Annotated in this window: 15 protein-coding genes; 12 read left to right on the plus strand and 3 right to left on the minus strand. The window is 69.7% G+C overall.

The genetic code is table 11. The annotated features are described in order from the left end of the window. Positions 1-158 precede the first annotated feature (158 nt). The 12 genes from AB0J95_RS09550 to AB0J95_RS09605 all read left to right on the plus strand — a co-directional run bounded on the left by AB0J95_RS09550 (position 159) and on the right by AB0J95_RS09605 (position 11,033). Positions 159-1,748, plus strand: a complete 1,590-nt coding sequence (locus AB0J95_RS09550; RefSeq protein WP_364754751.1) for a phage tail sheath C-terminal domain-containing protein — start codon at positions 159-161, stop codon at positions 1,746-1,748. A 40-nt stretch (positions 1,749-1,788) separates the two neighbouring features. Continuing rightward, on the plus strand, positions 1,789-2,220 hold the full coding sequence (locus tag AB0J95_RS09555; RefSeq protein WP_364754754.1) for a phage tail protein: 432 nt from the start codon (positions 1,789-1,791) through the stop codon (positions 2,218-2,220). Beyond that, positions 2,217-2,573 (plus strand): hypothetical protein, encoded by a 357-nt coding sequence (locus AB0J95_RS09560; RefSeq protein WP_364754756.1) that lies wholly within the window; start codon positions 2,217-2,219, stop codon positions 2,571-2,573. Before AB0J95_RS09555 ends, AB0J95_RS09560 begins: the two co-directional genes overlap by 4 nt. A gap of 20 nt (positions 2,574-2,593) precedes the next feature. Beyond that, the gene (locus AB0J95_RS09565) at positions 2,594-2,746 is read left to right on the plus strand and encodes a DUF6760 family protein (protein WP_364754759.1); all 153 of its coding nucleotides are present in this window, start codon (positions 2,594-2,596) and stop codon (positions 2,744-2,746) included. Further along, positions 2,736-3,200 carry a phage tail protein gene (locus tag AB0J95_RS09570; protein ID WP_364754762.1) on the plus strand — a complete coding sequence of 155 codons (465 nt, stop codon included), beginning with the start codon at positions 2,736-2,738 and terminating at the stop codon, positions 3,198-3,200. Before AB0J95_RS09565 ends, AB0J95_RS09570 begins: the two co-directional genes overlap by 11 nt. 133 nt (positions 3,201-3,333) lie before the next feature. Then, entirely contained in the window at positions 3,334-5,214 is a 1,881-nt protein-coding gene (locus tag AB0J95_RS09575; protein WP_364754764.1) for a DUF4157 domain-containing protein, read from the plus strand. Continuing rightward, positions 5,215-5,895, plus strand: a complete 681-nt coding sequence (locus tag AB0J95_RS09580) for a LysM peptidoglycan-binding domain-containing protein (RefSeq protein WP_364754766.1) — start codon at positions 5,215-5,217, stop codon at positions 5,893-5,895. Then, positions 5,888-7,543 (plus strand): VgrG-related protein, encoded by a 1,656-nt coding sequence (locus tag AB0J95_RS09585; protein WP_364754769.1) that lies wholly within the window; start codon positions 5,888-5,890, stop codon positions 7,541-7,543. Before AB0J95_RS09580 ends, AB0J95_RS09585 begins: the two co-directional genes overlap by 8 nt. A gap of 10 nt (positions 7,544-7,553) precedes the next feature. Beyond that, a complete protein-coding gene (locus AB0J95_RS09590) occupies positions 7,554-7,973 on the plus strand; it encodes a GPW/gp25 family protein (protein ID WP_364754771.1) in 420 nt (139 codons plus the stop codon). Continuing rightward, a complete protein-coding gene (locus AB0J95_RS09595; protein WP_364754773.1) occupies positions 7,970-9,931 on the plus strand; it encodes a putative baseplate assembly protein in 1,962 nt (653 codons plus the stop codon). Before AB0J95_RS09590 ends, AB0J95_RS09595 begins: the two co-directional genes overlap by 4 nt. After that, positions 9,928-10,497: a hypothetical protein gene (locus tag AB0J95_RS09600; RefSeq protein ID WP_364754776.1), complete on the plus strand. Its 570-nt coding sequence runs from the start codon at positions 9,928-9,930 to the stop codon at positions 10,495-10,497. Before AB0J95_RS09595 ends, AB0J95_RS09600 begins: the two co-directional genes overlap by 4 nt. After that, positions 10,494-11,033, plus strand: coding sequence for a zinc-ribbon domain-containing protein (locus tag AB0J95_RS09605; RefSeq protein WP_364754778.1), 540 nt, complete (start codon positions 10,494-10,496; stop codon positions 11,031-11,033). The genes AB0J95_RS09600 and AB0J95_RS09605 overlap by 4 nt, the downstream gene beginning before the upstream one ends. Here AB0J95_RS09605 and AB0J95_RS09610 read toward each other — a convergent pair. The 3 genes from AB0J95_RS09610 to AB0J95_RS09620 are packed head-to-tail and all read right to left on the minus strand — an operon-like array spanning position 11,021 to position 15,857. Next, positions 11,021-12,016 carry a methyltransferase gene (locus tag AB0J95_RS09610; protein ID WP_364754780.1) on the minus strand — a complete coding sequence of 332 codons (996 nt, stop codon included), beginning with the start codon at positions 12,014-12,016 and terminating at the stop codon, positions 11,021-11,023. The two genes, AB0J95_RS09605 and AB0J95_RS09610, sit on opposite strands and share 13 nt — an antisense overlap. Before the next feature lie 50 nt (positions 12,017-12,066). Beyond that, positions 12,067-13,575 (minus strand): hypothetical protein, encoded by a 1,509-nt coding sequence (locus tag AB0J95_RS09615; protein WP_364754783.1) that lies wholly within the window; start codon positions 13,573-13,575, stop codon positions 12,067-12,069. Further along, on the minus strand, positions 13,572-15,857 hold the full coding sequence (locus AB0J95_RS09620) for a PASTA domain-containing protein (protein ID WP_364754786.1): 2,286 nt from the start codon (positions 15,855-15,857) through the stop codon (positions 13,572-13,574). The genes AB0J95_RS09615 and AB0J95_RS09620 overlap by 4 nt, the downstream gene beginning before the upstream one ends. Between the last annotated feature and the right edge of the window lie 39 nt (positions 15,858-15,896).

Below are 15,896 nucleotides of genomic sequence, written 5' to 3' on the forward strand. Positions count from 1 at the left end.
CCGGAGTTTAGAACGCGTGTTCGAACGATTCGGGACGACGTGACGACAGCCGGACGTCTCAGAGGTCAGCACTCATCGCTGCCCCAAAGGGCGGGGCTGATCTATGCGGTGCGCGAGAACCTGTAGGCCGAACCAAGCCGAGGTAGAAGGAGCATTTCATGGCGGCGACTTACGGCGCCCCAGGCGTCTACATCGAGGAGCGTCCCAGCGGGTCGATGCCGCTGCAGGGTGTGGGCACCGCGGTCGCTGCGTTCGTGGGGTTCACGGCGACGTACAACGCCGACGCCGGTGACCCGACGGACCCCGATGGTGTGAAGCCCCAGCTGGTCACCAGCTGGCCGCAGTACGAGCGCGTCTACGGCGGGTTCGCACCGGGCATCCTGCTCCCGCACTCGGTGAAGGGCTTCTTCGAGAACGGCGGCGGCATCGCCTACATCGTCCGCATCCCCAGCGGCAAGGGCCAGGCCAAGGCCCAGCGCGGGCTGCCCGCGTCCGGCAAGAACGAGATCGAGACGCTGAACGTCGAGGCGCTCGACCCGGCCGCCAGCTACGAGGTCGTCGTCGAGCCGGCCCCGGCCGAGGGCGAGACGCCGAGCCAGGAGTTCACCCTCAAGATCGTCGACAACGGCCAGGTTCGCGAGGAGTTCCCGAACGTCCACCTCGGCCGCGGCCCCAAGAGCGTGGAGAAGCTCGTCAACGAGCGCTCCAAGCTGGTCCGCGTCGAGGTCCGCAACGCGCAGGGCCTGTCGGTCGCCGAGCGCGCGCCCGCACCGGGCAAGTACGCCATCCAGGCCACCGCGCCGGTCACCAACTCGGTGTCGCCCACCGAGTTCGAGGGCTCCGAGGTCAACCGGACCGGCTACGAGGGCCTGGCCATCGCCGAGGACGTCACCATGGTGGCCATCCCCGACCTGATCACCGTGGCCACCGGCGAGGACGGCTCCTTCGACCACGAGGGATACCTTGCCGCGCAGGCGAAGCTGGTCGACTGGTGCGAGCGCAGCCACACCAAGATGGCCATCCTCGACTCCCCGCCCGGCCTCAACGCCCAGCAGGCGCTCGAGTGGCGTGCGGCCCTGGGCAAGGACAGCGCCTTCGGTGCCGCGTACTACCCGCACCTGGTCGTGCAGAACCCGCTCGCCCGGCCCGGCGCCACCAACGGTGAGAAGTTCCTGACCGTGCCGCCGTCCGGCCACATCGCCGGCGTGTGGGCGCGCACCGACGCCACCCGCGGCGTGTGGAAGGCCCCGGCCAACGAGGTCGTGCGCGGCATCGCCCGGCTCGAGCTCGACGTGACCACCGGCGAGCAGGACCTGCTCAACCCGCAGCAGGTCAACTGCATCCGTTCCTTCGGTGCCAACGGCATCCGGGTCTGGGGCGCGCGCACGCTGGCCGCCTCCGACCAGAGCTGGCGCTACATCAACGTGCGGCGGCTGTTCAACTTCGTCGAGGAGACCATCCGGCAGGGCACCCAGTGGGTGGTGTTCGAGCCCAACGACAGCGACCTGTGGGCGCGGGTCAAGCGCACGATCAACGCGTTCCTGCGCAACCTGTGGATGCAGGGGGCGCTCGTCGGCGGCACGCCGGAGCAGGCCTTCTACGTCCTGTGCGACGAGTCGAACAACCCGGCGTCCTCTGTGGACGAGGGCAAGCTCGTCGTGGACATCGGGATCGCGCCGGTCAAGCCGGCCGAGTTCGTGGTGTTCCGCCTGAGCCAGTGGCAGGGCGGCGCGGAGACAACCGACTGACGCGGGAACCTTGGCGAGCGAGAGGGAATAGGGAGCAGCAATGTCAGACGTGACGGCTACGAACATCTTCGTGATCGAGGCCGACGGCATCGAGCTGGGCACGTTCATGAAGTGCAGCGGCGTGGTGAACGAGTCCGAGGTCATCGAGCACAAGGAGCTCAACAAGGACGGCCGCATGATGATCATCAAGACCATCGGCGCGCTGAAGTGGTCGGACATCAGCCTGGAGCGGCGGGTGGACAACGACAAGGGCCTGTGGGAGTGGCGCAAGGAGATCATCGACGGCGACATCACCAAGGCCCGCCGCAACGGTTCCATCGTGGCCAAGAACTCCAAGATGGAGGAGGTCGCGCGGTGGAACTTCACCAACGCGTGGATCTCCAAGTGGGAGGGCTCGGAGCTGTCGGCCGACTCCAACACCGTGTCCACCGAGAAGGTCACCATCACTCACGAGGGTCTTGAGCGGGTATGAGCCTGAACACCGAGTACCCCTTCACGCTGCCCAAGGGCTACGTCGACGACGAGGGTGTGATCCACCGCGAGGGCGTGATGCGCCTGGCGACCGCCCGCGACGAGATCGAGCCCCTGCGCGACCCCCGCGTGAAGGACAACGAGGCGTACGCCACGATCATCGTGCTGGCCAGGGTGGTGACCGAGCTGGGCACCTCCGGCCGGGTCACCACCCGCACGGTGGAGCGCCTGTTCGCCAGCGACTACCGCTACCTGCAGGACTTCTACCGGGTGATCAACTTCGGTGACCCGTCCATCCTGGAGGGCATGGAGCCGGGTAGCCCTTTCCCCCAGGAGGCCGCGGCGGTGGGCTGACGAGGTACTCGGTCAAGGCGTTGTGGAAAGAGATCACGTATCTGGCCTATCACCTGCACTGGGGGTTGGACCAGCTGCTGGATCTGGAGCACAACGACCGGATCACGTTGCTTGAGGAAGTCAGCGGGTTGAACGAGCGTTTCTGGCAGGGGATCGGCGGCGATGGCGACTAATCAGACGCGGAAGATGGACCCGCCGTACGCAGGCCGGTTCGTGTTCACTGTGGACGGTCTCACGATCGGCTCGTTCATCGAGGTGTCCGGGCTGTCGGTGCAGATCGAGACCGAGGAGGTCGTCGAGGGCGGCAACAACGGGTTCACCCACAAGCTGCCCAAGGCGATGAAGTGGCCCAACCTGGTGCTCAAGCGCGGGATCACCGACTCCGACGCGCTGTTCGAGTGGTTCGCCAAGTGCTCCGGCGAGGGACTGGACTCGGCCGGTTCCAAGCTGGAGCGCAGGCACGGCTCGGTGCAGCTGCTCGACAGCCAGGGCAAGACCATCCGGCGGTGGAACTTCACCGACGCCTTCCCGGTCAAGTGGTCCGGCCCGAAGCTGGCGGCGACCGGCCGCGACCTGGCCACCGAGGAGCTGGAGGTGTGCCACTGTGGCTTCAAACCAGCCTCCTGAGCCGCGCCGCCGCGGCCTGATCCCGTTCTTCCGCCGCCGGACCGAGCCCACCGGTCCGGCCCCGGCGGCACCCTCTTTGGCACCCTCTTTGGCGCCGTCTTCGGGACTCGCCGTGCGGCCTCCGTGGTGGCGGATGGCCGTACGGCGTATGGTCGGTGGCCTCTGGCCGGGGTTCCGTGCCGGCCAGAGTGAGCACACCCCCGTCGCCGAGCCGACCTACACGCCTGTCCGTCAGCCGTTGTTGGCTCGGCGACGGCCGCTCACCAGCAAGGACGCGCTGACCAAGAACGCGCTGACCACCAAAGACCCAGTACTGCCAACGAAAAAGGCCGCGGATCAGCCGGGCGCTCGTCCGCTCGCCATCACCACTCAGGTACCGCTGACGGCGCCGCCAACGGCGGCCTCGGTCGCGCACATCGCCACCGGCAGCCTCCCGGTCGGCGGCGGTCACGCGGCATCCGTTGCCGCCCAAGCACTCTCGATCGAGGCTGCGGCCACCCCCGAGACCACAGCGTCTCCCGCAGCCGACCCCCTCGTGAGTGGGTTCGGTCGTTCTCACGACCGCACCCACTCACGAGGGCTGACCAGGCCACCGTCGCTGCCGACGGTCCAGCGGTCCGTCCTGGCGCAGCCCAAGCCGCAGTCGCCGGAACAGCGGTGGCGGGCGGCGGTCGCGGCTCGTCCGTTGGAGGCGCCGCGGGCGTTCCCGACGCACATGCGCCCGATGGTGGCCCAGTTGGCGGGCAGCGCGGACGGTGTCTCCTACACCGCGGGCCCCGCGACTCAGCACGCGTTGACCGAGGCGGGCGCGCTCGGCGCTACCACCGGCCGGACCGTGCACCTCACCGAGGCGCCCACGGCGATGAGCCAGGCCGCGATGGGCGTCCTGGCGCACGAACTCACGCACGCGCGGTCGCCGGTCACGCGGCCGCGGTTCATGCTGCACGATCACCTCGGCTCGATGGACACCGACGAGCGCAACGCCCGCACCGTCGGCAACCAGTTCGCCGCCCCGCCGAGCATGAGCAGCGGCCCGCCGATCGCGGTGCAGCGCCTGTTCGGCGGTGGCCTGGACGGGTTGACCAGCCGGGCCTCGAACGCGTTGGGCGGACTGGGAAGTCAGGCCGGTGGCCTGGCCGACCGGGCCACCGGGGTCGTCGGCGGCCTCGCGGACCGGGCGGGTGGCGCCGTTGGCGGACTGGCGAACCAGGCGACCGGCGCGGTCGGTGGACTGGCCGATCGCGCGACCGGCGCCGTCGGCGGCTTGGCCGATCGGGCGAGCGGAGCCGTTGGCGGGCTGACAAACCAGGCCGGTGCGTACATGGGCGGGCTGGCGAACCGGGCGACCGGCGCGGTGAGCGGGCTCGCGGGCCAGGCGACCGACGCGTTCGGCTCCGGGGTCGGGCAGCTGTCCAGCGCTGCCGGTGACATCGGCCAGCGGTTCACGTCGGGCGTGGGCGACCTGGGCAACCGGGTCGCCGACCAGGCCGGTGCCGTGTCCGCCGGCCTGGTCGACCAGCTTCCGGTCGGCGGCGGTGCCGCGTCGACCGTCGGCGCGCTCACGCAGGTGGCGCGATCCGTTGTGGAGAACGCGGTTCGCGACGCCAGCGAGACGACCATGGCCGAGGCCAGCAACGCGGTCGGGCAGGTCACGCAGGCCGCCCAGGGCGCCGCGAGCAACCTGCAGAACATGGCGTCGGGCATGGTCAACGATGCCGCGGGACAAGCCAACCAGTGGGTCAACGGCGCCATGAGCCAGGCCAGTGGCATGGCCCAGGGCGTCGGCGACCAGGTGTCCGGAGCCGTCGCGGGTGCCGAGAACATGGTCAACAACGGCATCAACGCTGTGTCCAGCGGTGTGAGCGGTCTGGCGAGCCAGGCCGCCGGTGCGCTCGGCGCGGGCGCGATGCCGCAGATCTCCGGCCCGGACCTGGACCGGATCGCCGAAGCCCTAGAGGAACGACTGCTCCGCCAGCTCGAACGCCGCGGCGGGCGCTACGCGGGGGTGTTCTAGATGGCCGCACCAGTGAAGGCTTATCTGCAGACCGAGGGCGGCGAGAAGATCGAGTGCATGTTCAACCCCGCCGAGCTGACCATCAGCAAGTCCAACAGCTGGCAGGGCGGTGAGGCGAAGGGCAAGAACGCGCCCGAGCTGCGGTTCCAGGCCGGGCAGTCGGCGACCTTGACGCTCTCGCTGACGTTCGACACCACTCGCACCGGAAAGCCGGTCACCGAGTACACGAACAAGCTGCTCAACCTGATGAAGGTGAACCCGAGCCTGGCCGGCGCGGACCCGAGCCGCAACAAGGCCCGCCCGCCGTGGGTCGAGTTCCACTGGGGCGAGACCAGCTCGTTCAAGGCGATCGTGGAACGCGTGCAGATCCGGTTCACCTACTTCGCCAGCAGCGGAAAACCGTTGCGCTGCAAGGCGGACCTGTCGCTCAAGCAGTGGAAGGACGAGGACCAGCTGCCGCTGCAGAACCCGACCTCCTCCACGCCGACCCTGCACACCGTGCACCAGCTGCGGCCGGGCGAGACGCTCGACCGGATCGCGGCCGCGCACTACGGCGACTCCACCCGCTGGCGGCAGATCGCCGAGGCCAACGGGATCCTGGACCCGTTGCGGCTGCCCAAGGGCAAGCAGCTGGCGATCCCGGAGCAGGGCACCCGCCGGCGGGACGGCCGGTATGCCTGAGCAGCGGCGCCTCGATGGCGTGATCCTGAAGGTCGACGGCTCGCCGCTGCGCACCGAGCTCTACGGGCGGCTGATGCTCGTGCAGGTGGAGGAGTCCGTGCAGCTGCCGGACTCCTTCGCGCTGCACTTCGACGACCCGCACTTCGAGCTGTTCGACGAGGACAGGTTCCGGCCGGGCACCAAGATCGAGATCGCCTTCCGGGCCGAGGGCGAGCCGGTCGTGGTCACCTCCGGCGAGGTCACCGCGGTGTCGGTGGAGCCGGGCGTGTCCGGGCGGCACGAGCTGGTGGTCACCGGGCTGGACCTGACCCACCGGATGGCCCGCGGCGCCAAGTCCAAGGCGTTCACCAACATGACCGACTCCGGCATCGCCGGGCAGATCGCCCGCGACCACGGCCTGGAGCCGGACATCGACTCCACCTCGGAGATCCGGCAGCACGCGTTGCAGCACAACGAGACCGACTACGCGTTCCTGCGCCGGATGGCCAGCGCGATCGGCTACGACTTCTGGATCACCGAGAACAAGTTCCACTTCAAGCGCAAGCCGTCCGCGCGGTCCCAGGCGCCCAAGCTGACCTGGGGGGAGAACCTGCGCAGCTTCAAGGTCCGGTTCGCCACTGTGGACAGTTGCGACGAAGTCGTTGTCACCGCCTGGGATCCGGTCGACAAGAAGACGATCACCGGCCGGGCCCGCACACCCGACCACGGCACGGACGCCCCGGCCGCCGCGCAGATGGCCGCGGCGGCCAAGCGCAGTTTCGGCGCGGTCACCCGGCGGGCCGGGCAGTTCCCCGCCGCGAGTCAGGCCGAGGCGGACGCGCGCGCACAGTCGTTGATGCTCAAGGCATCCGGCGGTGGCGTGATCCTCAAGGGCGAGTGCGTCGGCAACCCGTGGATCGGCGCGGGCAACGAGGTCACCCTGGACAAGGTCGGCAACCGCCTGGCGGGCAAGTACCGGGTCACCACCGTCGAGCACACCTACGGCTCGGACCGGCCGTATGTCACGCGTTTCACCTGTGGTGCCAAGGAGTCCGACGGTCTGGTCGACATGCTGGGCGGTGGCGGGACGGCCAACCGGCAGGAGCACCGCGGCTGGGGCAGTCTCGTCGTGGGCGTGGTGACCAACAACGACGACAAGGAAAGCCAGGCCCGGGTCAAGGTCAAGTTCCCGACCCTGTCCGAGGACGAGAGCGCGTGGGCGCGGGTGGCCACCATCGGCGCGGGCGCGTCCCGCGGCATCGAGTGGCTGCCCGAGGTCGGCGACGAGGTGCTGGTCGGGTTCGAGAACGACGACAAGGCCCGACCCATCGTGCTGGGCGGGCTCTGGGGCCGCAAGGACAAGCCGCCGGAGGCCAAGCCGGTCGGCGACGGCAAGGTCAAGCAGCGGATCATGGCCAGCCGCAAGGACAACCGGATCACCCTGATCGACGACCCGAAGACGTCCATTGTGGTCAAACTGGGTGATGCCGAGTGCCAGCTGGTGCTGGAGAAGGACGAGTCGAAACTGACCGGCGAGAAGAAACTCGTGATCAGCGCACAGCAGATCGAGCTGAAGGCCGACCAGAAGCTGTCGCTGAGCGCGCAGAACGTGGAGATCACGGCGAAGAGCGGCCTGACCGCGTCCGGCAAGCCCATCAAGCTGAACTAGGGACTGGGAAATGAGCGAGCCGGGCAACAACGGCGACCTGATCGGCTCCGGGTGGGCGTTCCCCGGGCAGATCACCCCGGGCGGCAGCGTCCGCCTGGTACAGGGCGGCGAGGAGATCGACGCGGCGCTGCGGATGATCCTGACCACCGCGCCGGGCGAACGGGTGATGCGGCCGGACTTCGGCTGTGCCATGTGGGAGCAGGTGTTCGCGCCGGTCAACGCGGACACCCTCGGGCTGATCGAGCAGTCGGTGCACGAGGCGGTGGCCCGCTGGGAGCCGCGGATCGAGCTGAACTCGGTGAACGCGCTGCCCGAGGGCGACGGCTCGGTGATCGCGATCGAGATCTCCTACCGGGTCAAGGCCACCAACGACCACCGCAACCTGGTTTACCCGTTCTACGTGATCCCGCAAGAGGAGCCCGCACCGTGAGCCTCGTAGCGCCCAACCTGGACGATCGCCGGTTCCAGGACATCGTGGACGAAGCGAAGCGGCGGATCGCCCGGCACTGTCCGGAGTGGACGGACCACAACGTGTCCGACCCGGGCGTGGCGCTGATCGAGCTGTTCGCCTGGATGACCGAGATGATCCTGTACCGGCTCAACCAGGTGCCGGATCGGCTCTACATCAAGTTCCTCGAGCTGGTCGGGATCGAGCTGGCGTCGGCCTCGCCCGCGCGCACGGATCTGCTGTTCACCCTGGCCGCGCCGCCCGAGCAGTCGATCCGGGTGCCGGCGGGCACGCAGGTCGGCACCGAGCGCGGGCACGGCGAGGACCAGATCGTGTTCATGACCGACTCGGACCTGATCCTGGTGCGGCCCAAGCTGAACGCGTTGATGACCCGCACCGACGGCCGGTTCGAGAACCACACCGAGGAGCTGGGCCTGGAGAACACCACCATCCCGGTGTTCCCCTCCCTGCACGTCGACGACGCCATGTACCTGGGCTTCGAGGAAAGCCTGGAAGGCAACATGATCCGGGTCGACATCGAGGTGGACGGCGCGGCCGGCCGCGGTATCGACCCGCGCAACCCGCCGCGCGTGTGGCAGAGCTGGAACGGCCGCGACTGGAGCACGGCCCGCGTGCTGTCGGACACCAGTGACGGCTTCAACACCTCAGGCGAGGTCACGATGCTGCTCAAGGGGCGGCACGAGCAGCTGGCCATCGGCCCGGTCCGCGCGCACTGGGTGCGCGCCAAGCTGATCGACCCCGACGTGCCCGGCCAGACCTACGACACCCCGCCGCTGCTGGCGTCGCTTTCCGTGGTGGGGCTTGGCGGCGCGGTGGCCGCGCACCACGCCGAGCCCGCGCCGCGCGAGCTGATCGGGACCTCGACCGGCGAGCCTGGGCAGGTGCACGTGGTTCGCCGCGCGCCCGTGCTGCCGCGCCGGGGCGGTGAGCGCGTCGAGATCGTTCCGGTGCGCCGCGAGCCCGGCGTAGAGGAGGAACCCGTGCCGTGGCGGGAGGTCGCGGACTTCACCGACGCCACCGACAACGACCGGGTGTACACGTGGTCCGGCGCGACCGGCGAGATCCGGTTCGGCCCGCGGGTGATCTCCCGCGAGGGCCGGATCCGGCAGTACGGCGCCGTTCCGGACGAGGAGTCGCAGATCTGGGTGACCGGCTACCGGTACGGCGGTGGTCGGCGCGGGAACGTGGGCGCGGGCAAGCTGACCGTGCCGTTGAGTGCGATCCAGTCGGTCGACTCGGTCCGCAACCTGGAGCCCGCGACCGGCGGTGTCGACGCGGAAACCGTTGAGAACGCGAAGGTTCGCGGCCCGCTCTACCTGCGCGGCGGCCACCGCGCGGTGACCGGCAAGGACTTCGAGCGGCTCACCCTCGCCGCCGCTCCCGGTGCCGCCCGAGCCCGCTGCCTGCCGCCGTTGAAGTCCGGCGACCCGGTGCGGCTGCTGGTCGTGCCGCGGGTGGACATCGCGCCGGAGGCGTTGAAGCTGCAGGATCTGGCGTTGCCGCCGGAGCTGGTCGGGCAGATCCAGAGCTACCTGGACGACCGCCGCCTGCTGACCACCCAGGTCCGCATCGACGTGCCGTCCTACCAGGGCATCACCGTGGTCGCCGAGGTGCACGCGGCGCCGACCGTGCGGCCCGAGAAGGTCCGCGCGGACGCCGAGAAGGCGTTGTACGACTTCGTGAACCCGATCACCGGTGGTTCGGACGGCAACGGCTGGCCGTTCGACACCGACCTGTCGATCGGTGACATCTTCTCGGTGCTGCGCGGGGTCGCGGGCGTGGCGCGGGCCGAGACCGTGCACATGTTCCTCGCCGACCTGCGCGGCCAGCAGCAGCCCGAGGAGGTCGGCCAGCGGGTGCGACTGTCCAAAGAGGAGCTCTTCATGTCCGTCTCGCACCGGGTCGTGGTCCGCCAATGAGCGTGAATGGGCATGCGGGGTGGCTGCTTGAGCAGCTGCCCGCCGGGATGCGGCGGGACCGGGTGATCGCCGGGTTCGTGCGCGCCTTCGAGGAGATCGGCGACTCGGTCCGCGAGCAGGTCACCGACATCGAGTACGAGCTGGACGTCAACCTCGCCTCGCCGGAGATGCTGTCGTACATGGCGTCCTGGATCGGTGTGGATGTCGACGCGGCGCTCGCCGCCTCGGCCGACCCCGAGGTCCGGGACGCCCAGCGGCGGCTGATCCGCGCGGTCGGCCAGGCCCTGGTCTGGCGCGGTACCCGGCGCGGGCTGGAGACGTTGCTGGAGGCGCTTACTGACAGCCGGGTCGACGTGCTGGATGCTGGTGGGGTGTTCGGTCCCCGTGACAATGTGCCGCCGCCATCCGATGTGGTGGTCGTGGAGCTGGATCACACGGGACTGCTGACCCGCCAGCAGGTGCTGGCGTTCCTCGCCGAGGAGCTGCCCATCGGCGTGCGGGTCGACCTGCGTGTCCGGTCCGAGCAGCAGCAACAACCGCAGCAACAGCAGGAGCGACGGCGATGACCTGCCCCGAGTGCGGCCGCCCGGTTCAGCAGCCGGGCGCCAAGCTGTGCCCGCACTGCGGGTACCCCCTGCTGCTGGACAAGCCCGCAGTGGTGGAGGAGCAGCCGCACAAGGTCACCCACAAGCCGACCGCCCAGCAGGAACCCGGCGGCTACACCGGCCAGATGCCGTCCCCGCCGCCACCTCGCCCGCAGCTGGGCTATGGCCAGCAGATGCCCCCGCGTGGCTGGGGTGCCCCGCCACCACAGCAACAGCAGCAGGCACCGCAGCAGGTCATGCGCCAGCCCCAGCAGGCGCGCGTCCTCGGCCCGCACTGCCCGTCCTGCCGCCACGTGAACCCACCCCACCGCAAGCGGTGTGAGATCTGCGGTACCGAGTTGTGGCCGGGCGCGGCCTTCCCGCCGCGGTGGATGCCCGAGCCCCCGGCGGTGATCGCGGGCCCGAAGCGCCGGAGCGACTGGTGGAAGACCGCGCTGCTGATCGGCCTGCCGTTGCTGGCGATGGGAACGGTCTGGGCGCTGGCCTACTTCCTCTGACCCAGCTGGAACTCCAGCGCGACCCGCTCGTCGGACACGTCGGTCTCGTTGTTCAGGACGAGACCGTGTCCGGCGGCGAGTTCCGTCAGCTCCTCGACGGTTCGTTCGTGGCCGCCGAAGCACATCAGCATGAACAGGTCCATCCCGGTCCCGGCCCGGCCGTGCATCGCCTCGATGAGGACTACCGCGCTGTCCGGCCGCGCGGCCTCGACGCACCGGGCCAGGATCGTGTTCGCGTGCTCGTCGTCCCAGTCATGCAGGATGTCGGACAGCACATAGGCATCGGCGCCTGTTGTAGGTAGCGGATCGAGGAAACTCCCCGGCACGCCCTCGGCCCGGTCAGCGAGCCCCGCCTTCTCGAACCGCTCCGCCGCTGCGGCCGCTGAGGGCGCCAGCTCCACCACCTTCCCGCGAACCTCCGGGTGCGCGGTGAGGATCGCCTCCAGCAGCATCCCATCCCCGCCACCCACATCGACGATCTCGGCGAACCGCCCCCAGTCGAAGCGCTCGGCAATCTGCGCTTGCTGCCCCCGGAACCGCCAGTTCATCTGCGCGTCGAACGACCGCCGCAACTCCGGCTGAGCATCGATGTCCGCCCAGAACTCCTGCCCATACCGCTGCACATACCCGGGCACCCCACTGGTCACAGTCCCCAGCAACTCCACAAACCCCAACTCCGCCCGCCCACCCGCACAGTTCATGTCGAGCAGATGCCGGAACTCACCGATCTGAGCCCCCAGCTCCGTCCCCCGATACCGCCCCGACTCCAGCACCTCGAACACACCCACCGTGACCAGGTGATCCAGCACCCTCCGCAGCGCCAACGCCACCGTTCCCGTCTCCGCCGCCAACTCCTCCGCCGTCGCCCCCGCACTCCCGGCCCGGTCCACCAGCCGGAGCGTCGCGGCCACCCGGATGGACATCGGCGTGCCCAGGTCGGCCATGGCCATGATCATTGGTCTTGTCGTCTTTGGGAGATCCACTCGGCCCAGGCTAACGCCCCTCGCCTGGGCCGCGACCCATTTCGGGCCGGTCAGGCCGGGATGCGGGTGTAGCCGACCTTCTTCAGCATGATCAAGGACTTGTTCGACAGCTGGATCTGCGGGCTGACGGCGAAGTCCACCGACTTGATGGGCTTCTCCTTGGCGGCTTGGAACCCGAGTGGCACGAGGTTCGTCACCCCGGCTCCCAAGGCCTTCGCGCTGGCCGTCGTCCCGTCGGCGAAGTTCGCCGTCGCCGTGTACTCCACGTCCGGCAGTCCGGCGAACCAGATGTTCACCGCGGTCAGCGCGGTGTCGAAGGTCATCCGGACCGGGACGATGTTGCAGTCGCGGATCTCGGCCGGTTTCACCGTGGTGAGGTACGCGCCGACGCCCGCTACCGGGATGGTCGTCCCGGCACGGTTGATCTTGATAGCCTGCTTGGTGGCGTTCTTGCACTCCAGCGGCGCCTTCTCGGTCAGGTTCGCCAGCCGCAGGCCCCGCGCCGCGTAGTGGTCGTCCTCGATGAACTCGTTGTCCGCTACCGGTTGCTGCGTCTTGGTGTCGATCGTGAAGTCGATGTTGTCGGTGACCGCCACCGCTTGCGGCGCACCGGGCGGCCCGGACGGAGCCGACGGCGGCTGGCTGGCCGGGGCGGAGGCCGGCTGGCTGGCCGGAGCCGACGGTGGCTGTGAAGCCGGCTGCGACTGCTGCCCGTTCTGCCCGTTCTGGCCGTTCTGCCCGCCGCCACCCTGCGTCGGGTTGACCGGGGGCTGCAACGCACTGGTGGCGGCCGCGTTCGTGGTCTTCAAGTCCCGCAACAGCTTCGCGCCGCCGTAGGTCATCCCGCCGAGCACCGCCAGTCCCGCGGCCAGCGCGCCGAACTTCATCATCCCGCCCTTGATCCGCGGCCGCTGCACGAAGGTCAGCGGTTTGTCCACTGTGGTCTCACCGGCGTGCGCGCGGACGGTGATCGAGCGGCGGATCTCCTGGCCGGTCAGTGGCGGGTCGGAGTTCACCACGAGGTTCGCGCCCGCGGCCATGCCCGGTTCCAGGCGCAGTTCCTTGGGCTCGAACCGGAATCCCACCCGGTTCTCCGGGTCGGTGCCGGAGAAGGTCACCGCCATCGGCATGTTGCCCTCGTTGGACAGGCTCACGCCGTAGTGCGCGACCTTGCCGCCGGTGGCCACCTCGGGCTGGATCGACACGTTCAGCGACGGCGCGGGCTGCACGTCCAGCGGCAGCTCCTCGCACCGCGAAACGTCCTGGCTGTACGGCGACTTCACCACCAGGCCGAGCGTGTACGGCCCGGCGACGAGCCCGCCGCGTTCGGGCACCGAGATCTTCATCCGCAGCGTGCCGACCTCGCGCGGGCGCAGCTTGACCACGTCCGGTTCACAGGTGAACAGGTCGTTGCTGGGCAGCCCGACCACGGTGGCCGTGAAGTGCTCGACGACCTGGCTGGCGTTCTGGACGGTCAGCTCGACATCGGCGGACTCGCCCGGCCGCAGCGAGATCCGCTCGGGAGCGACGGTCACTTTCAACGCGGTGGCCATAGTCATCCTTCTATTCGTGGCTGGATCCAGGACGCCCAGTCCTGGGCCGCGGACGCCCCGGCCTGGACCATCAGCTGGATCTTGGTCGAGCCCGCGTACGGGCTGAGGTCGGCGTTGAACGTCCGCAGCACACCGTCCGCGCCAGTGTCGTGTATGGACTGCACCAGCACGCTCTGCCCGTTCGGTTTGACGACGTAGAACAGGAACGTCACGTCCCCGGCGGACGGTGCGCAGCAAGGCGGGATGAACCCGACTGTCGCCTTGAAGTGGTCGCCCGCGGCGATCGGCCGGGGCAGCGTGTACAGGCCGGAGATGGCGCCGTTGGCGATCCACTGCGGGTGGGTCTCCAGGATGGTCCGGTTCGACCCGTCCTCCATCGGGTAGTTGTCGCGGATCAGCACGAACCCGCGCTCGTCCACATCACTTCCGCCGAACGGCAACGTGACGCCGCCGCCGTTGCGCCACAACGCCCCGGAGGCCTTGGCCAGCAGGTCCACCGGCGCCGGTGGGCCGCTGGACACCTGCAAGGCCACCTGGGTCTGCGGCGGAACCTTGCCCGAGGCCGGGTTCTGCGAGATCACCAGCCCCGCCGCGACCGTGTGGCTCGGCACGTCCGCAACGGCGTTACGGAGGTTCGCCTTCGTCAGGTTCTCGATGGCCTTCGCCTTGGTCTGACCGACCACATTGGGCACGTCGACGTCCGGCGGCACGGTGACCTCGATGGTCCGCGAGGTAGTGGCCTGCTTGCCGTTGGGCATCGTGGCAGTCGCGCTGACCTGGTAGGACTTCGCGGTCGTCCAGTGGTGGCTGGTCATCGCGGCGTTCACCGTCGCGGTCTGGCCGTCGCCGAAGGTCCACTCCACCTTGGCGGGCGCGTTGCCGTGCTGGTCGTCGACCTTGAGCGTGATGTCCTCGCCGACGACCGGCTTGTCCTTGGACGGCGTGATCTTGACGACCGGCGTCTCGTCCGGCGGCGGCGGAGGCTGTGGCTGACCGGGCGGGGTCGGCACGGTCGGCGGCGGGGGCGCCGGTGGCGCGGGCGGCGGTGGCAGGGGAGCGCTCGGCGGCGGCGCCGACGGCGGGTTCTGTTGCGGCGGAACGGGTTGCTGCGGCGCGACCGGGGTCTGCGAGGCCGGCTCGCTCGAGGTCGGCGGCTGCGACGGCCCCACCGCGGTCAGGTCGGACTTCAGGCCCTTCTTGGGGTCCGCGGGATCGTACTTGGCGGCGGGCTCGAACTCCCCGTTCAGCCGGATGACCCCGGCCTCCTGCGAGTCCGGGTCGTTGTAGAACACCACGCCGTCCCGGTTGACCAGCTGGAACTGCCTGGCCTTGGCGAACACCGTGGGCTTGGCGACCACCTTGGTGTGCTTGACGTCCACGACCCAGACCTGGCCGGTGCCGTAGTCCGGCACGAACACCTTGTCGCCCGCTTCGACCGCGGCGCCGAGCTTGGCGCCGGCGTCGGTGAGCGGGATGACCTTGTCGCACTTGCGGTCCAGCTCGCACACGGTGAGCACACCGCGGGGCGTGACGACGTAGAACTGGGGCCCCGACGAGCCGCTGACCTGGATGTCCTCGCCCGCCCGCAGGTCGACGTCGATCGAGCTCACCGGCTTGCCGTCGGTGTCGACGGTCATCGCCTTGCGGCTCTGGGTGTCCACGACCACCGGCCGGCCGGCCGACATGGTCAGCACACTGCGGCCGGGTTTGGTGAAGTTCTTGAACGGCGTAACGCCGTCACGGTCGGCGTAGGCGAGGTCGCCGGTCTCGTTGTCGATGATCCACAACCGGCCCTGGCCGTCGATTGCGGTGGTGTTCGCGGCGACGTGCTGGGACAGCGACTTGGGCTGCGGGGACAGCGCGCGGCCGGTCCTCGGGTCGGCCGGGACGTACAGGCCGCGGCGGGTGTCCAGCGCGTACAGCACGTTCGGCCCGGCGAACGCGGTCAGCCCCTCACCGGCGCCCTGGATCGGCGACTCGCTGTCGGTCAGCTGGAAGGTGGCCCCGTCGAGGCGGCGGATCGTGCCCGCGGTCTTGTTCACCGCGTAGGCGGTCATGCCCTGCTGGACGACCTCGAGGACGTCACTCCCGGCGGACACCTGGACCTGGGCGGACACCTCGGCGCTCGGCCCGTCCAGCAGGGTCAGCTGGCCGACCCGGCCGGACGGCAGCCACGCGGCCCCGGACAGCAGGTGCACGTCCTGCGCGGGGAAGCCCTGCTGCGCGCCGAAGACAGCCATCAGCCCCACGGCGGCACCACCTGCCGCCGCGGCCAGCCCGGCCCTCATCCATGGCCGGTGGAGCACGCCGCGCATCACCACTGGCGT

Origin of the sequence: Actinocrispum sp. NPDC049592 (assembly GCF_040675465.1) — a bacterium.
Classification (GTDB): Bacteria; Actinomycetota; Actinomycetes; order Mycobacteriales; family Pseudonocardiaceae; genus Kibdelosporangium.